Annotated in this window: 24 protein-coding genes and 1 pseudogene; 13 read left to right on the forward strand and 12 right to left on the reverse strand. The window is 65.1% G+C overall.

The features are described 5' to 3' along the window. The first annotated feature begins 5 nt into the window (after positions 1-5). From ACY8GK_RS14490 to ACY8GK_RS14505, 4 genes are read left to right on the forward strand one after another with little or no spacing between them, the layout of a single operon-like run. Entirely contained in the window at positions 6-440 is a 435-nt protein-coding gene (locus ACY8GK_RS14490) for a DUF4426 domain-containing protein (RefSeq protein ID WP_196175650.1), read from the forward strand. Further along, positions 437-1,033 (forward strand): RdgB/HAM1 family non-canonical purine NTP pyrophosphatase, encoded by a 597-nt coding sequence (gene rdgB / locus ACY8GK_RS14495; protein ID WP_196175648.1) that lies wholly within the window; start codon positions 437-439, stop codon positions 1,031-1,033. The genes ACY8GK_RS14490 and rdgB overlap by 4 nt, the downstream gene beginning before the upstream one ends. Next, complete coding sequence (gene hemW, locus ACY8GK_RS14500; protein WP_196175646.1) at positions 1,030-2,214, forward strand: radical SAM family heme chaperone HemW; 1,185 nt, start codon at positions 1,030-1,032, stop codon at positions 2,212-2,214. The genes rdgB and hemW overlap by 4 nt, the downstream gene beginning before the upstream one ends. A gap of 9 nt (positions 2,215-2,223) precedes the next feature. After that, positions 2,224-2,550 (forward strand): DUF3392 family protein, encoded by a 327-nt coding sequence (locus tag ACY8GK_RS14505; RefSeq protein WP_196175644.1) that lies wholly within the window; start codon positions 2,224-2,226, stop codon positions 2,548-2,550. A gap of 75 nt (positions 2,551-2,625) precedes the next feature. On the opposite strand, the gene trmB is transcribed toward ACY8GK_RS14505, so the two are convergent. The 4 genes from trmB to ACY8GK_RS14525 all read right to left on the reverse strand — a co-directional run bounded on the left by trmB (position 2,626) and on the right by ACY8GK_RS14525 (position 4,872). Next, complete coding sequence (gene trmB, locus ACY8GK_RS14510) at positions 2,626-3,348, reverse strand: tRNA (guanosine(46)-N7)-methyltransferase TrmB (protein WP_196175642.1); 723 nt, start codon at positions 3,346-3,348, stop codon at positions 2,626-2,628. A gap of 9 nt (positions 3,349-3,357) precedes the next feature. Beyond that, positions 3,358-4,152, reverse strand: a complete 795-nt coding sequence (locus tag ACY8GK_RS14515; RefSeq protein ID WP_196175640.1) for a thiazole synthase — start codon at positions 4,150-4,152, stop codon at positions 3,358-3,360. Between the two features lie 50 nt (positions 4,153-4,202). Beyond that, entirely contained in the window at positions 4,203-4,403 is a 201-nt protein-coding gene (thiS, locus tag ACY8GK_RS14520; protein ID WP_196175638.1) for a sulfur carrier protein ThiS, read from the reverse strand. A 97-nt stretch (positions 4,404-4,500) separates the two neighbouring features. Beyond that, positions 4,501-4,872: a DUF423 domain-containing protein gene (locus tag ACY8GK_RS14525; protein WP_196175636.1), complete on the reverse strand. Its 372-nt coding sequence runs from the start codon at positions 4,870-4,872 to the stop codon at positions 4,501-4,503. A 29-nt stretch (positions 4,873-4,901) separates the two neighbouring features. Here ACY8GK_RS14525 and mtgA point away from each other — a divergent pair. Further along, positions 4,902-5,644, forward strand: a pseudogene (gene mtgA, locus ACY8GK_RS14530) (monofunctional biosynthetic peptidoglycan transglycosylase). A 96-nt stretch (positions 5,645-5,740) separates the two neighbouring features. Here mtgA and rpoH read toward each other — a convergent pair. The 4 genes from rpoH to ftsY form a co-directional block, all read right to left on the reverse strand. Then, positions 5,741-6,595, reverse strand: a complete 855-nt coding sequence (rpoH, locus tag ACY8GK_RS14535; protein WP_196175632.1) for an RNA polymerase sigma factor RpoH — start codon at positions 6,593-6,595, stop codon at positions 5,741-5,743. A 111-nt stretch (positions 6,596-6,706) separates the two neighbouring features. Then, positions 6,707-7,732 carry a permease-like cell division protein FtsX gene (gene ftsX / locus ACY8GK_RS14540; protein WP_196175630.1) on the reverse strand — a complete coding sequence of 342 codons (1,026 nt, stop codon included), beginning with the start codon at positions 7,730-7,732 and terminating at the stop codon, positions 6,707-6,709. Then, the gene (gene ftsE / locus ACY8GK_RS14545; RefSeq protein ID WP_196175628.1) at positions 7,729-8,400 is read right to left on the reverse strand and encodes a cell division ATP-binding protein FtsE; all 672 of its coding nucleotides are present in this window, start codon (positions 8,398-8,400) and stop codon (positions 7,729-7,731) included. Before ftsE ends, ftsX begins: the two co-directional genes overlap by 4 nt. Then, positions 8,397-9,875 carry a signal recognition particle-docking protein FtsY gene (gene ftsY / locus ACY8GK_RS14550; RefSeq protein WP_196175626.1) on the reverse strand — a complete coding sequence of 493 codons (1,479 nt, stop codon included), beginning with the start codon at positions 9,873-9,875 and terminating at the stop codon, positions 8,397-8,399. Before ftsY ends, ftsE begins: the two co-directional genes overlap by 4 nt. A 230-nt stretch (positions 9,876-10,105) precedes the next feature. Here ftsY and ACY8GK_RS14555 point away from each other — a divergent pair, with 230 nt between their 5' ends. The 4 genes from ACY8GK_RS14555 to ACY8GK_RS14570 all read left to right on the forward strand — a co-directional run bounded on the left by ACY8GK_RS14555 (position 10,106) and on the right by ACY8GK_RS14570 (position 14,705). Next, positions 10,106-11,461 carry a M16 family metallopeptidase gene (locus ACY8GK_RS14555; RefSeq protein WP_462401500.1) on the forward strand — a complete coding sequence of 452 codons (1,356 nt, stop codon included), beginning with the start codon at positions 10,106-10,108 and terminating at the stop codon, positions 11,459-11,461. Continuing rightward, on the forward strand, positions 11,454-12,950 hold the full coding sequence (locus ACY8GK_RS14560; protein ID WP_196175622.1) for a M16 family metallopeptidase: 1,497 nt from the start codon (positions 11,454-11,456) through the stop codon (positions 12,948-12,950). Before ACY8GK_RS14555 ends, ACY8GK_RS14560 begins: the two co-directional genes overlap by 8 nt. Then, the gene (gene rsmD / locus ACY8GK_RS14565; RefSeq protein WP_462401501.1) at positions 12,950-13,540 is read left to right on the forward strand and encodes a 16S rRNA (guanine(966)-N(2))-methyltransferase RsmD; all 591 of its coding nucleotides are present in this window, start codon (positions 12,950-12,952) and stop codon (positions 13,538-13,540) included. Before ACY8GK_RS14560 ends, rsmD begins: the two co-directional genes overlap by 1 nt. A gap of 172 nt (positions 13,541-13,712) precedes the next feature. Beyond that, complete coding sequence (locus ACY8GK_RS14570) at positions 13,713-14,705, forward strand: hydrolase (protein WP_462401502.1); 993 nt, start codon at positions 13,713-13,715, stop codon at positions 14,703-14,705. Between the two features lie 49 nt (positions 14,706-14,754). Here ACY8GK_RS14570 and ACY8GK_RS14575 read toward each other — a convergent pair whose 3' ends face one another. Then, entirely contained in the window at positions 14,755-15,609 is an 855-nt protein-coding gene (locus ACY8GK_RS14575; RefSeq protein ID WP_196175616.1) for a sulfurtransferase, read from the reverse strand. A gap of 294 nt (positions 15,610-15,903) precedes the next feature. Here ACY8GK_RS14575 and coaD point away from each other — a divergent pair, with 294 nt between their 5' ends. Further along, positions 15,904-16,383, forward strand: coding sequence for a pantetheine-phosphate adenylyltransferase (gene coaD / locus ACY8GK_RS14580; RefSeq protein ID WP_196175615.1), 480 nt, complete (start codon positions 15,904-15,906; stop codon positions 16,381-16,383). A 107-nt stretch (positions 16,384-16,490) separates the two neighbouring features. Then, entirely contained in the window at positions 16,491-16,742 is a 252-nt protein-coding gene (locus tag ACY8GK_RS14585) for a YfhL family 4Fe-4S dicluster ferredoxin (protein WP_196175613.1), read from the forward strand. 34 nt (positions 16,743-16,776) lie between these two features. Here ACY8GK_RS14585 and mutM read toward each other — a convergent pair whose 3' ends face one another. Beyond that, positions 16,777-17,589 (reverse strand): bifunctional DNA-formamidopyrimidine glycosylase/DNA-(apurinic or apyrimidinic site) lyase, encoded by an 813-nt coding sequence (gene mutM, locus ACY8GK_RS14590; RefSeq protein WP_196175611.1) that lies wholly within the window; start codon positions 17,587-17,589, stop codon positions 16,777-16,779. A gap of 3 nt (positions 17,590-17,592) precedes the next feature. After that, on the reverse strand, positions 17,593-18,405 hold the full coding sequence (locus tag ACY8GK_RS14595; protein ID WP_462403025.1) for an HDOD domain-containing protein: 813 nt from the start codon (positions 18,403-18,405) through the stop codon (positions 17,593-17,595). Positions 18,406-18,598: 193 nt separating this feature from the next. On the opposite strand from ACY8GK_RS14595, the gene ACY8GK_RS14600 reads away from it, so the two are divergent. Continuing rightward, on the forward strand, positions 18,599-19,135 hold the full coding sequence (locus ACY8GK_RS14600; protein ID WP_196175609.1) for a type 1 glutamine amidotransferase domain-containing protein: 537 nt from the start codon (positions 18,599-18,601) through the stop codon (positions 19,133-19,135). 76 nt (positions 19,136-19,211) lie between these two features. Next, on the forward strand, positions 19,212-20,408 hold the full coding sequence (locus ACY8GK_RS14605) for a class I SAM-dependent rRNA methyltransferase (protein WP_462401503.1): 1,197 nt from the start codon (positions 19,212-19,214) through the stop codon (positions 20,406-20,408). Between the two features lie 222 nt (positions 20,409-20,630). Here ACY8GK_RS14605 and mgtE read toward each other — a convergent pair whose 3' ends face one another. After that, entirely contained in the window at positions 20,631-21,686 is a 1,056-nt protein-coding gene (gene mgtE, locus ACY8GK_RS14610) for a magnesium transporter (RefSeq protein ID WP_462401504.1), read from the reverse strand. Between the last annotated feature and the right edge of the window lie 266 nt (positions 21,687-21,952).

Here is a 21,952-nt window from a genome sequence, read left to right on the forward strand (position 1 = left end):
CATCCATGCATCGCCTGGCTTCCCTGTTGCTGAGCCTGTGCCTGGCCCTGCCAGCAGTGGTCGCCGATGCGGCCAGTGCGCAGCGCAGCCAGGCCTTCGGCGACGTCACGATCCACTACAATGCCTTCGCTTCCAGCTTGCTGCAGCCGGAAGTGGCAATGGCCAATGGCGTGCTGCGCAGTCGCCACCAAGGCGTACTGGTGATCGCCGTGCTCAAGGCCGGCAAGACCAGCATGGCCACGATCAGCGGCACGCTCGGCAGGCCAGGCGCCACCGCCAGGCCGCTTTCCTTCCGCCAGGTCAGCGACCATGGGGCGGTGTCCTATGTGGCCCAGTTCGACATCGAGCAGCCGCAGGTCCTGAGGTTCGATCTGGACATCCAGGCCAGCGGCAGCCGCTATCCACTCAGTTTCAACCAGGAAGTCTTCCCAGGCGAATGATGAATCTCCAACAACTCGTATTGGCCAGCCACAACGCTGGCAAGCTCAAGGAACTGCAAGCCATGCTCGGCGAGTCCGTGCAACTGCGCTCGATCGGCGAATTCAGCCAGGTCGAACCCGAGGAAACCGGCTTGTCGTTCGTCGAGAACGCCATTCTCAAGGCACGCAATGCCGCGCGCATTTCCGGCCTGCCGGCGCTGGCCGACGACTCCGGGCTGGCGGTCGACCACCTCAAGGGCGCGCCAGGCATCTATTCGGCACGCTACGCCGACGGCCAGGGGGACGCGGCGAACAACGCCAAGCTGCTCGACGCCTTGAAGGATGTCCCGAGCGAACGACGTACCGCCCAGTTCGTCTGTGTACTGGCACTGGTGCGGCACGCCGATGACCCACTGCCGATCCTCTGCGAGGGCCTGTGGCATGGACGCATCCTGTTCCAGGCCAGCGGCGAGCATGGTTTTGGCTATGATCCCTTGTTCTGGGTGCCCGAACGCGGCTGTTCCAGTGCCGACCTGACGCCAGCCGACAAGAACCAGCTCAGTCATCGAGCTCGCGCCATGGCCGTGCTGCGCCAGCGCCTGGGCCTGGCATGATCGCAACGACCTCCGACAGGCCGTTGGCGGGGTCGCCAGGGCTGCCTGAGCTGCCGCCATTGGCGCTGTACATCCACATCCCATGGTGTGTGCGCAAATGTCCCTATTGCGACTTCAATTCGCACGCGGCCGGCCCTGAACTGCCGGAGCAGGCTTATGTGGACGCATTGCTGGCCGATCTGGAAGAGGAGCTGCCGGCGGTGCAGGGTCGCGCACTGTCATCGATCTTCTTCGGCGGCGGAACGCCGAGCCTGTTCAGCGCCGCCGCGCTCGGCCGCCTGCTCGCCGGCGTGCAGGCGCGGGTGGCGTTCGCCGCCGACATCGAGATCACCCTGGAGGCCAACCCGGGAACCTTCGAGCAGGAGAAGTTCAAGGCGTACCGGCAGTTGGGCATCAACCGACTGTCGATTGGCGTGCAGAGCTTTGAGCAAGGCAAGCTCGAGGCCCTCGGCCGCATCCACAGTGGCGACGAAGCCGTACGCGCCGCCAGCATGGCCCGCGCTGCCGGCTTCGACAATTTCAATCTCGACCTCATGCACGGCCTGCCCGGTCAGTCGCTCGACGAAGCGCTGGGCGATCTTCGTCGCGCCATCGACCTGGGGCCTACCCATCTGTCCTGGTACCAGTTGACGCTGGAGCCGAACACGGTGTTCTGGAGCCAGCCACCGGAGCTGCCGGAAGACGACATCCTCTGGGATATTCAGGAGGCCGGCCAGGCCCTGCTCGCCGACCACGGGTTCGCGCAATACGAAGTCTCGGCCTATGCTCGCCCTGGGCTGGCAGCCCGACACAATCTCAACTATTGGAGTTTTGGCGACTTCATCGGCATCGGCGCTGGCGCCCACGGCAAGCTCAGCCATCTGGACGGCCGCATCCTGCGGACCTGGAAGACCCGGCTGCCCAAGGACTATCTCAATCCTGCCAAGCCTTGCAAGGCCGGCGAGAAATCCCTGCCGGCCGATGAACTGCCCTTCGAGTTCCTGATGAATGCCCTGCGCCTGACCCAGGGCGTCGAGGCCGAACTGTTCACCCGCCGCACCGGGCTGCCGCTGGCCCAGCTTGCCGTCGCGCGGCGCGAGGCAGAACGAAAGGGACTTTTGCAGGTCGAACCGCATCGACTGGTGGCCACGCCACGCGGACAATTGTTTCTGAACGACCTGCTGCAGTATTTCCTGAACTGAGGACGACCCATGGATCTGGTACTGGACCTGCTCTCGAACGTGTCTCGCTGGAGTCGCGGCAACCTGTCCGAAATTTCCCTGGCTCTGGTGGGCTGCGTCCTGGTGCTGTTCGGTACGGATATCAAGTCCACGGTGGAGCAGCGGCTCGGCAGCCTGACAGGCGCGTTGCGAGTGCCCGCCATGGCCGCGCTGGTGCTGGTCGGCAGTGGCGCCGCGCTGATCCATGCCACGCCCTGGGTAGAGAAAGGCCTGGCGCAGTTCAACAACTATGCGCTGGCCCCCGTGCTACTGGTGGTGCTGGTATTGCTCGGCGTGGTGGCCGATCGCCGGAGCTGATTGCCGCGCAGGCAGTCATGCTCCACTGCGCTCGCCCAGGCCGGTACAGCGACCGGCCCGGGCAGGCCGGTCCTGTCAGGCCAGCTTTTCGAACTTCAGGTCCCACACGCCATGGCCGAGCCGTTCACCGCGACGTTCGAACTTGGTGATCGGACGCTCTTCGGGTCGTGGCACATAGGTGCCGTCAGCGGCCAGGTTGCGATAGCCGGGCGCGGCCTTCATCACCTCGAGCATATGCTCGGCATAAGGCTCCCAGTCGGTCGCCATGTGGAAGACACCGCCAGGCTTGAGCTTGCTGCGCACCAGTTCGGCAAAGGCTGGCTGGACGATCCGGCGCTTGTGGTGGCGTGCCTTGTGCCACGGATCGGGGAAGAACAGCATCAGCCGATCGAGGCTATTGTCTGCCACGCAGCGATTGAGCACCTCGATGGCGTCGCAATCATAGACGCGCAGGTTCGTCAGCCTCTGGGTCAGGACGCCGTTGAGCAGCGCGCCGACGCCTGGACGATGGACTTCCACCCCAATGAAATCCTGCTCGGGGGCCGCCGCGGCCATTTCCAGCAGCGAATGCCCCATGCCGAAGCCGATCTCCAAGGTACGCGGCGCCGAGCGACCGAACACCTGGTCATAGTCCACCGGCTGGTCGGCCAGCGGCAGGATGTACAGCGGGCCGCCCTGCTCCAGGCCGCGCTGCTGGCCTTCGGTCATGCGCCCGGCACGCATCACGAAACTCTTGATGCGACGCTGGGGCCGCGCTTGGCCGTCGGCAGGGATCGGCATTTCTTGCGATTCAGTCATCAGGGGCTCTTACTTGATCAGACCTTCCAGCGGCGAGGAGGCGCTGGCGTAGAGTTTCTTCGGCATGCGTCCGGCCAGGTATGCCAGACGACCCGCGACGATGGCATGCTTCATGGCTTCTGCCATCATGACCGGTTGCTGGGCATGGGCGATGGCCGAGTTCATCAGCACCGCTTCACAGCCCATCTCCATGGCGATGGTGGCGTCGGAAGCCGTGCCGACGCCTGCGTCGACCAGCACGGGCACCTTGGACTCCTCGAGGATGATCTGCAGGTTGTAAGGGTTGCAGATACCCAGGCCGGTGCCGATCAGGCCAGCGAGCGGCATCACCGCGATGCAGCCGGCTTCGGCCAGCTGGCGGGCGATGATCGGGTCGTCGCTGGTGTAGACCATCACGTCGAAACCATCCTTGACCAGCACCTCGGCGGCCTTGAGGGTCTCGATGACGTTCGGGAACAGGGTCTTCTGGTCAGCCAGAACCTCCAGCTTCACCAGGTTGTGTCCATCGAGCAGCTCGCGCGCCAGGCGGCAGGTGCGCACCGCTTCGCTCGCGTCATAGCAGCCGGCCGTGTTCGGCAGGATGGTATAGCGCTCCGGCGGCAGGACATCGAGCAGGTTCGGCTCGTCCGGATTCTGGCCGATGTTGGTCCGGCGCACGGCAACGGTGACGATCTCGGCACCGGAAGCCTCGATGGCCAGGCGCGTCTCTTCCATGTCACGGTACTTGCCGGTGCCTACCAGCAGGCGCGACTGGAACGTGCGCCCGGCCAGGGCTAAAGGCTTGTCGCTACGAGCGTTGCTCATCGTTGTTCCTCTGGAAAGGTTGCAAGGGCTTGGAGTTGATCGTCGGGTGCTCAGCCACCACCGATGGCATGCACGATTTCGACCTGGTCGCCGTCATTGAGCAGGGTCTGTGGATGCTGGCTACGCGGCACGATGTCCATGTTCAGCTCCACTGCCACTCGCCGGCCCGTCAGGTCGAGCCGGCCAAGCAGGGCCGCGACCGTTTCGCCGTCGGGCACTTCGTAAGGTTCACCGTTCAGTTGAATGCGCATGGGCGGCCACCACGGTTGTTTGGGGTCGGCATTCTAGCCCCGATCAGGACCCGAACCCAAGGGTACCGGCCACCATTCGTCCAGGCTGCCGACGGTTTCAGCCCAGGCGCCAGGCCGCCAGGCCGAGGCACAGCCAGCCGGCCAGCAAGCACAGCCCGCCCACCGGCGTGATGATGCCGAGCCGGCCCAGGCCGCTCAGGGTCAGCAGGTACAGGCTGCCGGAGAACAGCACGATGCCCAGCACGAACAGGGCGCCGGCCCAGCCGACCAGCCGGCCTGGCAGGTGCGCCGACAGCACCGCCACGCCCAGCAGGGCCAGGGCATGGACCAATTGGTAGGTGACGCCGGTCTGGAAGATGGCCAGGTAGTCCGTCGTCAACCGGCCCTTGAGGCCATGGGCGGCGAAGGCACCAAGGGCGACACCGGTGAAACCGAAGAACGCGGCAAGCATCAGGAAGCTGCGAAGCATGGGAGGACTCCTCCAGAGGGGTCTGTATAATGGCCCGTTCCATCAGCCCGGCCAAGCCATTGCCATGTTGTCATCCCTCGTTCGCCGACTTGTCCATGCACTGCTCTGGTTCGCCGCGGGCAGCCTCGTGCTGGTACTGCTGCTGCGCTGGGTGCCACCGCCTGGCACCGCGCTGATGGTCGAGCGCAAGGTACAGTCCTGGTTCGCCGATGAAAGCATCGACCTGCAGCGTGACTGGGCGCCCTGGGAAGACATCGCCGACGACCTGAAGGTGGCGGTGATCGCTGGCGAGGACCAGAAGTTCGCCCATCACTGGGGCTTCGACATCCCGGCCATCCAGGCCGCCCTGGCACACAACGAGACAGGCGGCAATCTGCGCGGTGCCAGCACGCTGACCCAGCAAGTGGCCAAGAACCTGTTCCTCTGGTCGGGCCGCAGCTGGCTGCGCAAGGGCCTGGAAGCCTGGTTCACCGCCTTGATCGAACTATTCTGGTCCAAGCAGCGGATCCTCGAGGTCTACCTCAACAGCGCGGAATGGGGCCCTGGCGTGTTCGGCGCACAAGCGGCGGCGCGCTACCATTTCGGCGTGGATGCCAGCCGCCTGAGTCGCCAGCAGGCCAGCCAGCTGGCTGCCGTGCTGCCTAGCCCGCTCCGCTGGAGCGCCAGCCGGCCAAGCACCTACGTGGCCAGCCGGGCAAGCTGGATCCGGCGGCAGATGAGCCAGCTGGGCGGCCATGGCTACCTGATGCAACTGGATAGGCCTCGGCAATAGCGCGCACGAGGTAGGCCGTGGCGGTAAAGCAGGCTCTGGAAAGACTGCGGGGCAAGCCGGCTCGCCGACTTGCCCCGCCTTGGACGCTGCGCGGGATCAGGCGGCGATCAGCGCCTTGACCTTGTTCATGGCATTCTTTTCCAGCTGGCGGATACGCTCCGCCGATACGCTGTACTTTTCCGCCAGCTCATGCAAGGTGGCCTTTTCCTCGGCCAGCCAGCGCTGGTAGAGAATGTCCCGGCTACGCTCGTCAAGCCCGTTCAGGGCTTCGTGCAGGTTGCTGGTGGAGTTGTCGCTCCAGTCCGCGTCCTCGAGCTGCCTGGCCGGATCGTAGCGATGGTCTTCCAGGTAGTGTGCAGGCGACTGGAAAGCACTGTCGTCATCGGCTTCGGCGGCCGGGTCGAAAGCCATGTCCTGGCCACCCAGACGGCTTTCCATCTCGCGCACTTCGCGCGGCTCGACACCGAGGCTCTCGGCCACGCGATGGACTTCGTCGTTGTTCAGCCAGGCCAGGCGCTTCTTCTGGCTGCGCAGGTTGAAGAACAGCTTGCGCTGAGCCTTGGTGGTCGCCACCTTGACGATACGCCAGTTGCGCAGGATGAACTCGTGGATTTCCGCCTTGATCCAGTGCACGGCAAAGGACACCAGGCGCACGCCCATCTCCGGGTTGAAGCGCTTGACGGCCTTCATCAGGCCGACGTTGCCCTCCTGGATCAGGTCGGCCTGGGCCAGTCCGTAGCCGGCATAGCTGCGAGCGATGTGGACGACGAAACGCAGGTGCGCCATCACCATCTGCCGAGCGGCTTCGAGATCCTGCTGGTAATAGAGACGCTCGGCCAGTTCACGCTCCTGCTCGACAGACAGCAGCGGAATGCTGTTGACCGTATGCACGTAGGCTTCCAGGTTCGCACCGGGCACCAGGGCATGGGCAGGTTGCAACGAAGTGGTCATTCAAGAACCTCCGACTCACTGAATTCGTGCTCAATAGGCACCGCCAACATTGACCGGAACCTGGCAGGCAAGTTCCGGTCGTGAAAAAGGCTTAATGTTGGCCGGGAAACATTAGCGGGGCGCCAGCTCGTTCAAGTGACGAGCCACTGCGATCCACGCACCGATATACCCTAACAGTACAGCACCTATCAAGAGTGAAAGTCCATCCGATGCTGGTACACCTGCCAGGGCGAAATCACTGCCATACAGGTCCGACAGGCCGACGACGGCGTCGTTCAGCCAGTCCAGGGCGAACGCCAGGATACCCCAGGCCAGCACGCCGGCGCCTAGGCCATACAAGGCGCCCATGTAGAGAAACGGGCGCCGGACATAGCTGTCGGTACCGCCTACCAGCTTGATCACCTCGATCTCGACACGCCGGTTCTCGATGTGTAGGCGAATCGTGTTGCCAATGACCAGCAGCAGCGCGGATATGAGCAGCACCGCCAGGCCGAACACGAACCGATCGCCGAGCTTGAGAATCGCCGCCAGGCGTTCTACCCAGACCAGGTCCAGCTGCGCGACATCCACGCGCGGCAGTTCCGCCAGACGCTGACGCAGGGCTTCGAGTGCCGGCTTGTCGACTTCGGTCGGCGTCACCACCACCACGCCGGGCAGCGGGTTCTCTGGCAGTTCGCGCAAGGCTTCGCCAAGCCCCGACTGCTGCTGGAACTCGTCCAGCGCCTGCTCCCGGCTGATGTACTGAGCCTCCAGCACGCCAGGCATGGCCTTGATTTCATCGCGTAGCGCCTCGCCTTCGCGGCTGCCCGCATCGAGCTCCAGATACAGCGAGATCTGCGCTGCGCGCTGCCAGGAACCGCCGAGACGCTCGACGTTCTTGAGCAGCAGCGACAAGCCCATGGGCATGCTCAAGGCCACTGCCATCACCAGGCAGGTGAAGAAGCTGCCGATCGGTTGCTTGCCGAGCCGGCGCAGGCTGTCGGCCAGGCTCGCACGATGGCTCTCGAGCCAGGCGCGCAACAGGGCGCGCAGGCCGGGTCCGTCGTCGTCGGCGTTGCCTCGCTTGCGTCCTGGTTGGGGGTCGGCGGCCTTGGGCGCGACCCGTTCGGAAACTTTCGGCGTGCGTGCAGCGCTCATTGGCCCGCCTCCCCGTCGCCGATCAGGCGACCACGTTGCAAGGTCAGCATGCGATGACGCATGCGAGCGATCAGGGCCAGGTCGTGACTGGCGATCAGCACCGTGGTGCCGAGCCTGTTGATGTCCTCGAAGACACCCATGATCTCGGCAGCCAGCCGCGGATCGAGGTTGCCGGTCGGCTCATCGGCCAGCAGCAAGGCCGGCTGGTGCACGATGGCCCGGGCGATGCCGACGCGCTGTTGCTGGCCGGTGGAGAGATCGGCGGGGAACAGCTCGCCCTTGTCGCCCAGAGCCACGCGCTCCAGGGCCGAGTCCACGCGCTTGGCGATCTCCTCCCTGGACAGGCCGAGGATCTGCAGCGGCAGCGCGATGTTGTTGAACACGGTGCGATCGAACAGCAGCTGGTGATTCTGGAACACCACGCCGATCTGGCGACGCAGGAAGGGAATCTGCGCATTGGTGATCTGACCCAGGTCCTGCCCGGCCAACAGCAACTTGCCGCTGGTCGGCCGCTCCATGGCCAGCAGCAGCCGCAGCAGGGTGCTCTTGCCGGCGCCGGAATGGCCTGTCACGAACAGGAATTCGCCGCGCCGCGCGCGGAAGCTCAACTCATGCAGGCCGACATGGCCGTTTGGGTAGCGCTTGGCGACCTGCTCGAATCGGATCATGAATGCTCCCGCTCGGCGAACAGAGCCTTGACGAAGGGCTCGGCTTCGAAGGTCCGCAGGTCGTCGATGCCTTCGCCGACGCCGATGAAGCGGATCGGCAGGCCGAACTGCTTGGCCAGGGCGAAGATCACCCCGCCCTTGGCCGTGCCGTCCAGCTTGGTCAGCGCCAGGCCGGTCAGCTCGACGCTCTGGTTGAAATGCTTGGCCTGGTTGATGGCATTCTGGCCAGTGCCGGCATCGAGCACCAGCAGGACCTCATGCGGGGCATCCGCATCGAGCTTGCCAATCACCCGCCGGACCTTCTTCAGCTCCTCCATCAGGTTGTCCTTGGTGTGCAGCCGACCGGCCGTATCGGCGATCAGCACATCGATGTTGCGAGCCTTGGCGGCTTGCACGGCGTCGAAGATCACCGAGGCCGAATCGGCTCCGGTGTGCTGGGCGATGACCGGGATCCGGTTGCGCTCGCCCCACACCTGCAACTGCTCGACCGCCGCGGCACGGAAGGTATCGCCAGCGGCGAGCATGACCTTCTTACCCTCGAGCTGCAGCTTCTTGGCGAGCTTGCCGATGGTGGTGGTCTTGCCGGCGCCGTTGACCCCCACGACCAGGATCACGAAGGGCTTGCCCTGGGACTGGATCTGCAACGGGCGCTCGACCGGACGCAGCAGGTCGGCCAGCTCGCCCTGCAACGACTTGTACAATGCATCGGCATCGGCGAGCTGCTTGCGCGCGACCTTCTGGGTCAGGTTGCGAACGATCAGCGATGTCGCTTCGACGCCGACATCGGCAGTGAGCAGGCGCGTCTCGATCTCGTCGAGCAACTCGTCATCGATGGCCTTGCGGCCGAGGAACAGGCTGGCCATGCCTTCGCCAATGCTGGCGCTGGTCTTGCTCAGACCCTGCTTCAGGCGAGCGAAGAAGCCGGTCTTGACTTCCTCGGCTCGGGCCGGCGCGGCGGCCGGCTCATCGACAGGTTCGGGCTGCGCGGCCTCGGCTTCGGCCGGCGGCACATCCAAGGGCGCAGGCACAGCCGGCTCGACTTGGCTATGGCTGTGCGCGGCGGCCGCTGGCGGGGTTTGCGTGGCGGGGTGCGGTGCTGCTGGCGCGGACGGTGAGCGCTCGGGAATCGCCGGCGGCGTCTGTGGCTCGAGGTCGGGCACCAGCGCCACCGGCTCTTCGGCGACCGGGAGCACCAGGCTGCCGGTGGGTGGTTCGTCCGGGTCGATATGCGCCGGCATGGCCGCGCCAGGTGCCTGCGGTGGTGCCAGCGGAGCCTCGTCGAGCGACGCAGGCGACTGTGCCGCGGTCGACGCTACGCGTTCCGTTTCCGCGGGAACGTGCGCCTCTACCGACTCGGGCGCTTCTTGAGGCTGTTCGGCGACAGGGGGCTGCGGCTTCTTGCGAAACCAGCTGAACAGGCCTTTCTTCTGGCCAGCCTCGGCCGGCGCTTTTTTGTCGTCGTTGGAACCAAACATGGAAGACGGCTATCTCAGGGTAGCGATGAGCCATCAGCGGCGCATCGGAATTCTCTAAACGCAGAACAGACTGTTTTGAATCCGGCTGGTTCATGCGCAACATTTTGTCGTGAGGCCTGCGGGCAACAACGGCAACAGGCATGGTCGCCAGGCAGGCAGATCAGTATCCTAGCACCTCCTGGCCCGCAGACGCTAAACCCGAGCGGGCCGCCGTACAGGTTGAACAACGTATGAATGCCCTAGCCCGCCGCGCCGCTGGCCTGTTGCTAAGCGCGCTCTGCCTGCCCCTGGCCGCGCTTGCCGCCGATCCCCAACCCACCCACGAATTCAGTCTCGACAATGGCCTGAAAGTGGTGGTGCGCGAAGACCATCGCGCCCCGGTCGTGGTCTCGCAAGTCTGGTACAAGGTCGGTTCCAGCTACGAGACCCCTGGCCAGACCGGGCTGTCCCACGCACTCGAGCACATGATGTTCAAGGGCAGCGCCAAGCTCGGCCCCGGCGAGGCTTCGCGCATCCTGCGCGATCTCGGCGCCGAGGAGAACGCCTTCACCAGTGATGACTACACCGCCTACTACCAGGTTCTGGCTCGCGACCGCCTGGCGGTGGCCCTGGAGCTGGAGGCCGACCGCATGGCCAGCCTGCGCCTGCCGCCCGAGGAGTTCAGCCGCGAGATCGAAGTCATCAAGGAGGAGCGCCGCCTGCGCACCGACGACCAGCCCAACGCCAAGGCGTTCGAGCTGTTCCGCGCCATGGCCTATCCGGCCAGTGGCTACCACACCCCGACCATCGGCTGGATGGCCGACCTCGAGCGCATGAAGGTCGAGGAGCTGCGCCACTGGTACGAGTCCTGGTACGCGCCCAACAATGCCACCCTGGTGGTGGTCGGCGACGTGAGCGCCGACGAGGTCAGGCAACTGGCGCAGAAGTACTTTGGCGCCATCCCCCGGCGCCAGGTCCCAGCGGCCAAGCTGCCCCTGGAGCTGGCCGAGCCGGGCCAGCGCCAGTTGACCCTGCATGTGCGCACCCAGCTGCCGAGCCTGATCTACGGCTTCAACGTGCCCGGCCTGGCCACGGCCAAGGACCCGCGTACCGTGCATGCCCTGCGCCTGATCTCGGCCCTGCTCGACGGCGGCTACAGTGCGCGGATGCCCGCGCGGCTGGAGCGCGGCCAGGAACTGGTGGCAGGCGCCTCGTCCAGCTACAACGCCTTCACCCGGGGCGACAGCCTGTTCCTGGTTTCGGCGACCCCGAACGTGCAGAAGCACAAGACGCTGGCCGATGTCGAGAAAGGCATCTGGCAGCTGCTCGAAGAACTCAAGAACACGCCACCGAGCGCCGAGGAACTCGAGCGCGTGCGTGCCCAGGTCATCGCCGGCCTGGTCTACGACCGCGACTCCATCAGCAGCCAGGCCACCACCATTGGCCAGCTCGAGACGGTCGGCCTCTCGTGGAAGCTGATCGACAAGGAGCTCGAGGAACTCCAGCAGGTCACCCCCAAGGATATCCAGGAGGCCGCGCGTACCTACTTCACCCGCGAGCGCCTGAGCGTTGCCCACGTATTGCCCGAGGAGTCCGCCCATGAATGATCGCAGCGCTCTGCGTTCCACCCCGTTCGGCCTGGGCAGGCTGGTGCATGCCGTGGCCCTGGGCCTGCTGCTGGCCGGCGGCGCCCATGCCGAGGGCACCGCGAAGAGGCCTGTCGACGCCGAGGCCCGGCAGCCGGCCCTGCAATCGCTGGCCGAACTCGACGGCAAGGCACCGGCCCGCCGCCAGTTGAACATCCAGTCCTGGAACACCGCCGAAGGTGCCCGGGTACTGTTCGTCGAAGCGCGCGAGCTGCCGATGTTCGACCTGCGCGTGACCTTCGCCGCGGGCAGTAGTCAGGATGGCGCCACGCCGGGCCTGGCCACCCTGACCAACGCCATGCTCAACGAGGGCATCGCCGGCAAGGACGTCACCGCCATCGCCGAAGGCTTCGAGGGGCTTGGCGCGGACTTCGGCAACGGCTCGTACCGTGACATGGCCGTGGCCTCGCTGCGCAGCCTGAGCGCTGCCGACAAGCGCGAGCCGGCGCTCAAGCTGTTCGCCGAGGTGGTCGGCAAGCCGACCTTCCCGCAAGACGCCCTCAAGCGCATCAAGAACCAGCTGCTGGCGGGGCTGGAGTACGAGAAACAGAATCCAGGCAAGATTGCCGCCAAGGCGTTGTTCGCCAACCTGTATGGCAGCCATCCCTATGCCCACCCCAGCGACGGCACCGCACAGAGCATCCCGTCGGTCACCATCGACCAGCTTCGCGCCTTCCACGCCAAGGCCTACGCGGCGGGCAATGCGGTCATCGCGATCGTCGGCGACCTCGATCGCAGCGAAGCCGAAGCAGTTGCCGCCCAGGTGTCCGCGGCCCTGCCCAAGGGGCCGGCACTGGCCAGGCCGCCGCAGCCTGACGAGCCGAAACCGGGGACTACGCATCTGGACTTCCCTTCCAACCAGACTCACCTGCTGCTGGCCGAGCTCGGTATCGACCGGACCGACCCGGACTGGCCTGCCCTCTCGATGGGTAGCCAGATCCTGGGCGGTGGCGCCTTCGGTACCCGTCTGATGAGCGAAGTGCGCGAGAAGCGCGGCCTGACCTATGGGGTATACTCCTCGTTCACTCCGATGCAGGTCCGCGGCCCGTTCATGATCAACCTGCAGACCCGCGCCGAATTGAGCGAGGGGACACTGGAACTGGTACGTGGCATCCTTGCCGACTATCTCCAGACGGGGCCTACGCCCGCAGAACTGGAAAACGCGAAACGTGAACTGGCCGGCAGCTTCCCGCTGTCCAACGCGAGCAACGCCAGCATCGTCGGACAACTGGGCGCGATCGGTTTCTACAACCTGCCCCTGACCTGGCTCGAAGACTTCATGCGGCAGTCCCAGGCGCTGACGGTCGAGCAGATCAAGGCCGCCATGAACAGGCACTTGTCCGTCGACAAGCTGGTGATCGTCACGGTCGGACCGAAGGTTGCGCAGAAACCGTTGCCGCCTCCCACCGAAAAACCCGCCGAGCGGCCGCTTGGTGTACCGGAGCATTGATGGCACGACCTTCCAACACCGCCCGCCCCAGCCAGGGGCCGGGCCAGCTGCGCATCATCGCTGGCGAGTGGCGCAGCCGCCGCCTGGCGGTACCTCAGGGCGACGGGCTGCGTCCGACACCAGATCGCGTTCGCGAAACCGTGTTCAACTGGCTGGCGCCAGTGATCGAGGGCGCCATGGTCCTCGATGCCTTCGCCGGCAGCGGCGCCATGGTTCTCGAAGCCTTGTCCCGAGGCGCCAAGGATGCGGTGGCGCTCGATACCAATGCCGCGGCCGTCGACAACCTCAGGAACAACCTCGAGGTGCTGCGCTGTCCTCGCGGCCAGATCCTGCAGACCGATGCCCTGCGTTACCTGCAGGGCCCGGTGAAGCAGCAGTTCGACGTGGTTTTCCTCGATCCGCCTTTCCACAAGGACCTGCTGGGCAGCACCTGCGACCTGCTCGAGCGGGGCCAATGGCTGCGCGAACATGCATGGATCTACACCGAAAGCGAAGCCGCTCCTTCTTCCCTGCCGATGCCTGAAAGCTGGCGCCTGCACCGCGAGAAGAAAACCGGCCAGGTGCACTACGCCTTGTGGCAGAAGGCTTGATTAGCCAGTGCCCTACTGGCACGGCTCGCGCATGCGGGCAGGCCAGGGGCCCGGCGGGATCCATCGCGGTGCAAGGCCTCGCCCATAGACCGCTGGGCTGGAGAGTGTCGGCGTAGGCGCGAAAGCCAGCGCCGTGTGGCAAGCTGGCGGATCATTTGCAGAGTGCCCGTGCATGCCGTTCGACTTCACACCGTTGCGCCCCGCCACTGCCTTGGGCAACCCCCACTTGCAGACCCTATGGGGGCCGCTGTTTCGCCGACAGGCTCAGCCAGAACGTGACCGAGAACGTTTCTGGCTTGCCGATGGCGACTTCCTCGACCTGGACTGGCATGGCCCACATTCATCTGATACGCCACTCGTCCTGATCCTCCATGGTCTGACTGGCTCCTCTCGCTCGCCCTACGTGATCGGCTTGCAGCAGGCCTTGGCGACCATGGGCTGGGCCAGCGTGGCGGTCAACTGGCGCGGCTGCTCCGGCGAGCCCAACCTGTTGCCACGCAGCTACCATTCGGGCATCAGCGAGGACTTGGCCGAAGTGATTGCCTACCTGCGCGGCCGGCGTCCATTGGCGCCACTACACGCGGTAGGCTACTCGCTAGGAGGCAATGTATTGCTCAAGTACCTGGGGGAAACCGGGCGACACAGCCAATTGCAGGCGGCCGTGGCAGTGTCCGTGCCATTTCGCCTGGACCAGTGCGCCGACCGCATGGCGCTGGGCTTCTCGAGGCTCTACCAGGCGCACTTCATGCGCGAGCTGGCGACGCACCTGCAGGCCAAGCGACAGCACTTGCGCGACCTTGGGCACGCCGACGCGCTTGCAACGCTCGAGCGGCTGGGGCCCTTGGGACGACTCCGGACTTTCTGGGACTTCGACGGCAAGGTCACTGCCCCGCTCAACGGGTTCGAGGATGCCCAGGATTACTACCGGCGCGCCTCGAGCCGCTACTACCTCGGCGCCAATCGCACGCCTACGCTGATCATCCAGTCCAGCGACGACCCGTTCATCTTCCGCCACAGCCTGCCGACGGCAGGCGAACTGGCCGCCGACACCTGGTTCGAACTGCATGACAAGGGCGGTCACGTAGGTTTCGTCGAAGGCAGCCTGCGCCGGCCACGCTACTATCTGGAGCGACGCATTCCGCAATGGCTGCAGGAGCGCACCTGAGGCATGCGACTCAGGCGCCCATCCGCCACCCGCACGGCCTGCCCAATTGCTATTCGCCCAAGGCGACGCCTCGCTGCGGATCGTTGATCCATTCGCTCCACGAGCCGGCATAAAGACGCCCCAGCGGGTAACCCGCCAAGGCCAGGGCGAACAAGTCATGGCAGGCGGTGACCCCGGAACCGCAATAGGCTACCAGTTGCTCCGGCGCCCGCCCGGCCAGCAGCGACTCGAAGCGCTGGCGCAGTTGCTCGGGCGGCAGGAAATGCCCGTCGGCGTCGAGATTGTCACTGAAGGCTGCGCACTGGGCGCCGGGAATATGCCCGGCGACCGGGTCGATCGGTTCGACCTCGCCACGGAAACGCGGTAGCGCACGGGCATCGATCAACGTCAGTTCCGCCCTGCCCAGACGCTTGGCCAGACGCTCGGCATCGATCAGCAGGCCGTGGTCAGGCTCGCCTTCGAAACAGCCCAGACGCTTGACCGGTGGGTCCAGACTCAGTGGCAGATGCGCGTCATGCCAGGCCTTGAGCCCGCCATCGAGCAGGTAGACGCCGCTGCGCTTGCCCAGCCAGGCCAGAAGCCACCACGCGCGCGCCGCGAAGGCGCCCGGCCCGTCATCGTAAAGCACCACGTCGCTGTCATTGTCCACGCCCCATTCGCGCAGGCGCTCGACCAGGCGCTGCGGGTCCGGCAAAGGATGGCGACCGGTCCGGCCTTTTTGGACAGGGCCACTGAGGTCCCGTTCAAGATCCGCGAAGTGCGCGCCGGCGATATGCCCCTCGGCATAGCTGCGCTGGCCGTAGTCGGCATCGTCCAGCGCAAACCTGCAATCCAGGACCACCAGAGCAGGCGCCTCCAGGCGCTCGGCCAGTCGTTGTGGGGTGATCAATTGCGCGAGGGGCATGTCAATCTCCTGATCTACGAAAAGACGCCGGCCCAAGGTCTACCGGCTGACCCGGCGTGGGCAAGTCGTTGCATCTTACGGCCTACTCAGCCTGACATGCACCCGCTACCAAGGAAAGAGCATCAGCGGCCTCGTCCTTGCTCCCCGACCTTGGTCTCATGCGGCCATCGTGCGCCCCACATGACAAACAATATCCACACTGTCTATAGTGCCTGCATTGCCCACGCGACTTGGCCGGGCGCGGTCGCTGCGCTACCATCCGACTCCCCAACGCACTCCAGCCAGGATGACGCGATGAACCGAGTGTTGTACCCGGGTACTTTCGACCCGATTACCAAAGGCCACGGTGACCTGGTCGAACGTGCCTCGCGGTTGTTCGACCACGTGATCATCGCGGTGGCGGCCAGCCCGAAGAAGAATCCGCTGTTTGCGCTGGAGCAACGAGTGCAGCTGGCTCGCGAGGTGACAAGCCACCTGCCGAACGTCGAAGTCATCGGTTTTTCCACGTTGCTGGCGGGCTTCGCCAAGGAACAGGGCGCGAACATCCTGCTGCGCGGACTGCGCGCGGTCTCCGATTTCGAGTACGAGTTCCAACTGGCCAACATGAATCGGCAACTGGCCCCGGACGTGGAGAGCCTGTTCCTGACCCCGTCGGAACGGTACTCCTTCATTTCCTCCACCCTGGTACGGGAAATCGCGGCGCTGGGCGGCGACATCAGCAAGTTCGTGCACCCGGCCGTGGCGCAGGCGCTGACCGAGCGCTTCAGCCAATAGCCAATCGGGCTGACCGTCGCGTTCGCGTGCACTGCGGGCGCGAATGCGGCACAATCATGCCCATTGTTTCGTACATGCCCGGGCCCAGAGCCCCGGCCGGAGTCCCCATGTCCCTGATCATCACCGACGATTGCATCAATTGCGACGTCTGCGAACCTGAGTGCCCGAACGCCGCGATTTCCCAAGGCGAAGAGATCTACGTGATCGACCCGAACCTGTGTACCCAATGCGTCGGCCACTACGACGAGCCGCAATGCCAACAGGTTTGTCCGGTCGACTGCATCCCGCTGGATGAAGCCCATCCGGAGAGCCACGACGAGCTGATGGCCAAGTACCGCCGGATCACTGGCAAGCACTGACCTGGCGCCACACGCGCCAAGGTCGTGGCGCTCTTCAGCGCTGGCAGCGCGGACAGTAGACGCTGGCGCGCTGGCCCAGCCGGACTTCCCGCAGCAGCGTGCCGCACACCTTGCATGGCTGGCCACCGCGCCCGTAGACGAACAGCTCCTGCTGGAAATAGCCCGGCTGGCCATCGCCGCCAACGAAGTCGCGCAAGGTCGTGCCGCCACGCTCGATGGCCGCGGCCAGCACCCGCTTGATCTCCACCGCCAGCTTGACATAGCGGGCTCGCGAGATGCCGCCTGCTGCCCGGCGTGGGTCGATCCCTGCCGCGAACAGCGCCTCGGTCGCGTAGATGTTGCCGACCCCGACCACCACGGCGTTGTCCATGATGAACGGCTTGACCGCCATGGCCCGCCCCCGGGAAAGCTGGAACAGGCGCTCGCCGTCGAACAGGTCGGTCAGAGGCTCGGGGCCCAGACGCAACAGCAGCTCATGGTTGAGCGGGTCGGGGCTCCACAGCATGGCACCGAAGCGCCGCGGATCGGTATAGCGCAGGGCCAGCCCCGACTCCAGCTCGATGTCGACATGTTCATGACGCGCCGCCGCCAGCCCCAGCTCCACCAGGCGAAGATTGCCCGACATGCCCAGGTGACTGATCAGCGTGCCTACCTCGGCGTTGAGCAGCAGGTACTTGGCACGACGGTCGACGCTGAGGATGCGCTGGCCGGACAGGCGCACGTCCAGGTCTTCTGGAACGGGCCAGCGCAAGCGACCATCGCGCACCACCACGCGCGTCACGCGCTGGCCTTCGAGGAAAGGCGCGATGCCACGGCGTGTCGTTTCTACTTCTGGCAATTCAGGCATGGATCAGCGTCCGCTCAGTTCACGAAGGGTCTGCTTGAGGTTCTCGAAGTCGTACTCCGACAGTCCGATGTAGTCCAGCACCAGTGGGGCCACCGCTTCCCATTCATGGTCCTGCGCCTGGTTGCCGAGCATCTGGTGGGAAGCGCAGATGTGCTCGGCCATCTTGAGCACGGCCAGGAGGTTCTTCAACTGGGTATTGCGTGGCGATTCGTCGCGAAATACCGAGAGCGCGTTGTGATGGTTGGCGATCGCCGCGCTCAGGTGCTCGGGTAGCCGCCAGGACTTGGCGGTGAAGTAGCCGACCACCGAATGGTTGGTGTTGAACACCTGGTTCTCGGTGTCGACCACGCGCCGCTGCGTCCCGGCCTGGGCATAGGCCTCTTCCAGTACATCCATGTAGTCAGGAAAGCGCTTGAGCATCAGGGGCACGCCGCAGTCATGGAACAGCCCGAGGGTATACGCCTCGTCGACCGCGGGGATACCGGTGCGCTTGGCCAGGTTCAGGCAGGTCATGGCGACGTCCTGAGCGTTGTCCCAGAAGCGATTGAGCGTGACGATGGTCTCATCGCTCATCTCGCCCTTGATCGACTGCGCGTTGATCAGGTTGATGATCGAGCGACTACCCAGGATGTTGACCGCGCGCTGGATCGACCCGATCTTGTTGCAAAGGTCGAAATGCGCCGAGTTGACCAGCTTGAGCAGGGCTCCGGAAAGCCCCGGGTCCTGGGATATCAGCCTGGCGATGGTTTCCAGGTCAGGGTCGGGCATGTACTGCTCGAACTGCAAGTCGACCAGGATCTGCGGCTGCGGTGGAATGCTGATGCCTTGCAAGGCTTGCCGGATCTGTTCAGGGGTGAGTTCCTGGGACATCGATGCACACTCGGGAATGACAGGCGATTCTAACCTCCGACCCCCGTGCGCTACCAACCGCTCGACCCTCTCCAGGAACTTTCGCCTCGAGATGATGGCCTGTTTTTCCAGACCCATTTGAAATGCGAAGGAGTAATCCATGACGAGTTCATTGAACGGCAAGCGCGTGGCATTTCTGGTCACCGATGGCTTCGAGCAGGCCGAACTCACCGGCCCGCGCGATGCCTTGAGGCAGGCAGGCGCGACCGTCGACATCCTCAGCCAGCAGCCAGGCAAGGTGCGCGGCTGGAACCATGACCAGCCGGCGGACGAGTTCGACGTCGATGCCACGTTCGACGACGCCGCTGCCAACCTCTACGACGCCATCGTGCTGCCGGGCGGCGTGCAGAACTCCGATACCATCCGCCTGGTTCCCGGTGCCCAGAAGCTGGTCAAGAGCCATGCCGCGAGCAACAAGCCACTGGCGGTCATCTGCCATGGCGGCTGGCTGCTGGTCTCGTGCGACCTGCTCAAGGGCCGCCGCCTGACCAGCTACAAGACCTTGCAGGATGACATCCGCAACGCCGGGGGTGACTGGGTGGACCAGGAGGTCGTGGTCGACGGCAACCTGATCAGCAGCCGTCAACCTGACGACATCCCTGCCTTCAACAAGGCCATCCTCGCCGCTCTGTCCTGATCGACGCCCGTCGTCGGCCGCGCCAGCCGCGTGGCCGACGCGCTATACTCCCGCTCTTTTTTCCGGAGCGACAGTCATGTCCCTGCCCAGCCTTCGTCTCAAAGCCAATGCCGATCGCCGCCTGCGCGCCGGTCACCTGTGGGTCTACAGCAATGAAGTCGACGTTGCGGCGACGCCATTGCAGGGCTTGCAGGCCGGCCACCAGGCGATCCTCGAAGCGGCCAATGGCAAGCCGCTGGGCATCGTCGCCCTGAGCCCGAACAACCTCATCTGCGCGCGCCTGTTGTCACGCGACGTCAAGCTGGCGCTGGACAAGTCGCTGCTGGTGCATCGCCTCAACGTGGCGCTGTCGCTGCGTGAACGGCTGTTCGAGCGACCCTGCTACCGCCTGGTCTATGGCGACTCGGACTTGCTGCCCGGTCTGGTGGTCGATCGGTTCTTCGATATCCTCGTGGTGCAGCTGGCCTCCGCGACCATGGAACGGCACAAGGACGAGGTCATCGCCGCACTGGTGCAGGTACTCAAGCCCAGCGGCATCCTGTTCAAGAACGACTCGGCGGCGCGTGATGCCGAGGGTCTGGAGCGCTACGTCGAAACCGTCCACGGCGAAGTCCCGGACTGGGTCGCGCTGGAAGAAAACGGCGTGCGCTTCGAGGCGCCGGTGCGCGAAGGCCAGAAGACCGGCTGGTTCTATGACCACCGCATGAACCGCGCGCGGCTGGCGCCCTACGTCAAGGGCAAGCGCGTACTCGATCTGTTCAGCTACATCGGTGGCTGGGGCGTGCAAGCCGGTGCCTTCGGCGCCAGCGAAGTGTTCTGCGTCGACGCCTCGGGCTTCGCCCTCGACGGTGTCGAACGCAACGCTGCGCTCAACGGCATCGCCGAGAAGCTCACCTGCATCGAAGGTGACGTGTTCGAAGCGCTCAAGGAGCTCAAGGCCGCCGAAGAGCGCTTCGACGTCATCGTCGCCGACCCGCCCGCCTTCATCAAGCGCAAGAAGGACCTGAAGAACGGCGAGGCCGCCTACCGCCGCCTCAACGAACAAGCCATGCGCCTGCTGACCAAGGACGGCATCCTGGTCAGCGCCTCGTGCTCGATGCACCTGCCCGAGGACGACCTGCACAACATGCTGCTGACCAGCGCCCGACACCTGGACCGCAACCTGCAGCTGCTCGAGCGCGGCGGCCAGGGCCCGGATCATCCGGTGCACCCGGCGATCGCGGAGACCCGGTATATCAAGAGCATGACTTGCCGGTTGTTGCCCAATGGCTGACCAAACACGTTAATGCACCGTTTAAAACCGGCGCTAGATGCCTAGCGCCGCTTCGTTTACTCAAATCCTCTCCAAGCAAGAAGTTCACCCGGCAATCGCCGAGACTCGCCACCGTGGCACTCTGATGCCTGGGCGGGGCGAGTCCGTTTAATTACGCGCGGGCCTTATCAACGAAGGCACGACGGTGGATTCAGGACCCGCTTCGCGGCACGGCGCGGCAGGTCAGATATCCAGCACCTGGGAGGCGATGCCGAAGTACACCAGCACACCGGCTGCGTCGGCGATCGAGGTCACCAGAGGCCCGCTGGCCGTGGCCGGGTCGAGCTTGATGCGGCTGAGCAGGAACGGCAGGCTCATGCCGATCAGGCTGCCGACCAGCACGATCACCAGCATGCTGCTGGCGACGATCAGAGCGATGTCCGGCCCGCCGCGCAGAAGCCCGAGCGAGGCGACTGCGATCGCCATGGTTCCGCCCAGCGCCAAGGCCACGGCAGATTCGCGACCGAGCAGGTACAGCCAGTCACGCAAGGCCACCTCGCCAGTGGCCAGGCCGCGCACCATCAAGGTTGCCGACTGGGCACCGGCGTTGCCGCCGCTGTCCACCAACAGCGGCAGGAAGAACACCAGCGCGATGTGCGCGGCGATGGTGTCCTCGAAGGCGGCGACCCCGGCGCCCGAGAAGAGGTTGCCGAACACCAGCAGGACCAGCCATAACACGCGCTTGCGGTACAGCAGGCCGATGGTGGCGTCCTTCAGGTTGCCGACATGGTTGGCGATCAGCGCGCCCTTGTGAAAGTCCTCGGTCGCCTCGTCGACCACCACATCCATGGCGTCGTCGCAGGTGATGATGCCGACCATGCGCCCGCTCTCGTCGAGCACCGGCACGGCAAGCAGGTCGTGTTCGCGGATCAGGCTCGCCACTTCCTCCTGGCGGCTGGTAGTGCCGACGCAGATCACGCTGCGTGTCATGATCCGCTCGATCGGCCGGTCCGGCGCGGCCAGGATCAGCTCGCGCAGCGACAAGGTCCCGAGCAGGTTGCGCTCGGCATCGAGCACATAGGACTGGTAGATGGTCTCGGCGTCGGCCGCCTCGCGCCTGAGCATGTCGATGGCCTGGCTGGCGGTCAGGCCACTGTCGAGGCTCGAGTAGTCGCTGGTCATCAGCGCGCCGGCCGTGCCTTCGGGGTAGCGGCCAGGCTGCAACAGGTCGTCCCGGCGGGCCTGGGCGGCCTGGCGCAGGTCGTTTGGGAAGATGGACAGGTTGGAATCGTGGTGCATGAGTGTCTCCAGGCGCCGGCCAGGCACCTGCAGACCCCGCCCTCACGGGCTCAGGCCTTCGGTAGCCCTGGCGGCGGCGCGCTCAGTGCCAGATGACAGGTTCCGGGGGAACTGAAACTGGGAAGGTCCATGAAGTCGTGTCTCGTTACACCGCAAATGCGGCGGCGAAATGATAGGTAGCGATGGATGCCGCGTCAGCCCTGAAACCGGAAGGTTTTCGCAGTTTCAGAAATGTCCTACGCAAAGCTTCCTGCCGCCGAATGCCA

This window comes from Pseudomonas sp. Marseille-QA0332, assembly GCF_054950175.1.

Bases quoted from the DNA above. Each gene is read 5' to 3' on its own strand.
- ACY8GK_RS14490 (WP_196175650.1), top strand. From the start codon at position 6: ATGCATCGCCTGGCTTCCCTGTTGCTGAGCCTGTGCCTGGCCCTGCCA.
- rdgB (WP_196175648.1), top strand. From the start codon at position 437: ATGATGAATCTCCAACAACTCGTATTGGCCAGCCACAACGCTGGCAAG.
- hemW (WP_196175646.1), top strand. From the start codon at position 1,030: ATGATCGCAACGACCTCCGACAGGCCGTTGGCGGGGTCGCCAGGGCTG.
- ACY8GK_RS14505 (WP_196175644.1), top strand. From the start codon at position 2,224: ATGGATCTGGTACTGGACCTGCTCTCGAACGTGTCTCGCTGGAGTCGC.
- trmB (WP_196175642.1), bottom strand. From the start codon at position 3,348: ATGACTGAATCGCAAGAAATGCCGATCCCTGCCGACGGCCAAGCGCGG.
- ACY8GK_RS14515 (WP_196175640.1), bottom strand. From the start codon at position 4,152: ATGAGCAACGCTCGTAGCGACAAGCCTTTAGCCCTGGCCGGGCGCACG.
- thiS (WP_196175638.1), bottom strand. From the start codon at position 4,403: ATGCGCATTCAACTGAACGGTGAACCTTACGAAGTGCCCGACGGCGAA.
- ACY8GK_RS14525 (WP_196175636.1), bottom strand. From the start codon at position 4,872: ATGCTTCGCAGCTTCCTGATGCTTGCCGCGTTCTTCGGTTTCACCGGT.
- rpoH (WP_196175632.1), bottom strand. From the start codon at position 6,595: ATGACCACTTCGTTGCAACCTGCCCATGCCCTGGTGCCCGGTGCGAAC.
- ftsX (WP_196175630.1), bottom strand. From the start codon at position 7,732: ATGAGCGCTGCACGCACGCCGAAAGTTTCCGAACGGGTCGCGCCCAAG.
- ftsE (WP_196175628.1), bottom strand. From the start codon at position 8,400: ATGATCCGATTCGAGCAGGTCGCCAAGCGCTACCCAAACGGCCATGTC.
- ftsY (WP_196175626.1), bottom strand. From the start codon at position 9,875: ATGTTTGGTTCCAACGACGACAAAAAAGCGCCGGCCGAGGCTGGCCAG.
- ACY8GK_RS14555 (WP_462401500.1), top strand. From the start codon at position 10,106: ATGAATGCCCTAGCCCGCCGCGCCGCTGGCCTGTTGCTAAGCGCGCTC.
- ACY8GK_RS14560 (WP_196175622.1), top strand. From the start codon at position 11,454: ATGAATGATCGCAGCGCTCTGCGTTCCACCCCGTTCGGCCTGGGCAGG.
- rsmD (WP_462401501.1), top strand. From the start codon at position 12,950: ATGGCACGACCTTCCAACACCGCCCGCCCCAGCCAGGGGCCGGGCCAG.
- ACY8GK_RS14570 (WP_462401502.1), top strand. From the start codon at position 13,713: ATGCCGTTCGACTTCACACCGTTGCGCCCCGCCACTGCCTTGGGCAAC.
- ACY8GK_RS14575 (WP_196175616.1), bottom strand. From the start codon at position 15,609: ATGCCCCTCGCGCAATTGATCACCCCACAACGACTGGCCGAGCGCCTG.
- coaD (WP_196175615.1), top strand. From the start codon at position 15,904: ATGAACCGAGTGTTGTACCCGGGTACTTTCGACCCGATTACCAAAGGC.
- ACY8GK_RS14585 (WP_196175613.1), top strand. From the start codon at position 16,491: ATGTCCCTGATCATCACCGACGATTGCATCAATTGCGACGTCTGCGAA.
- mutM (WP_196175611.1), bottom strand. From the start codon at position 17,589: ATGCCTGAATTGCCAGAAGTAGAAACGACACGCCGTGGCATCGCGCCT.
- ACY8GK_RS14600 (WP_196175609.1), top strand. From the start codon at position 18,599: ATGACGAGTTCATTGAACGGCAAGCGCGTGGCATTTCTGGTCACCGAT.
- ACY8GK_RS14605 (WP_462401503.1), top strand. From the start codon at position 19,212: ATGTCCCTGCCCAGCCTTCGTCTCAAAGCCAATGCCGATCGCCGCCTG.
- mgtE (WP_462401504.1), bottom strand. From the start codon at position 21,686: ATGCACCACGATTCCAACCTGTCCATCTTCCCAAACGACCTGCGCCAG.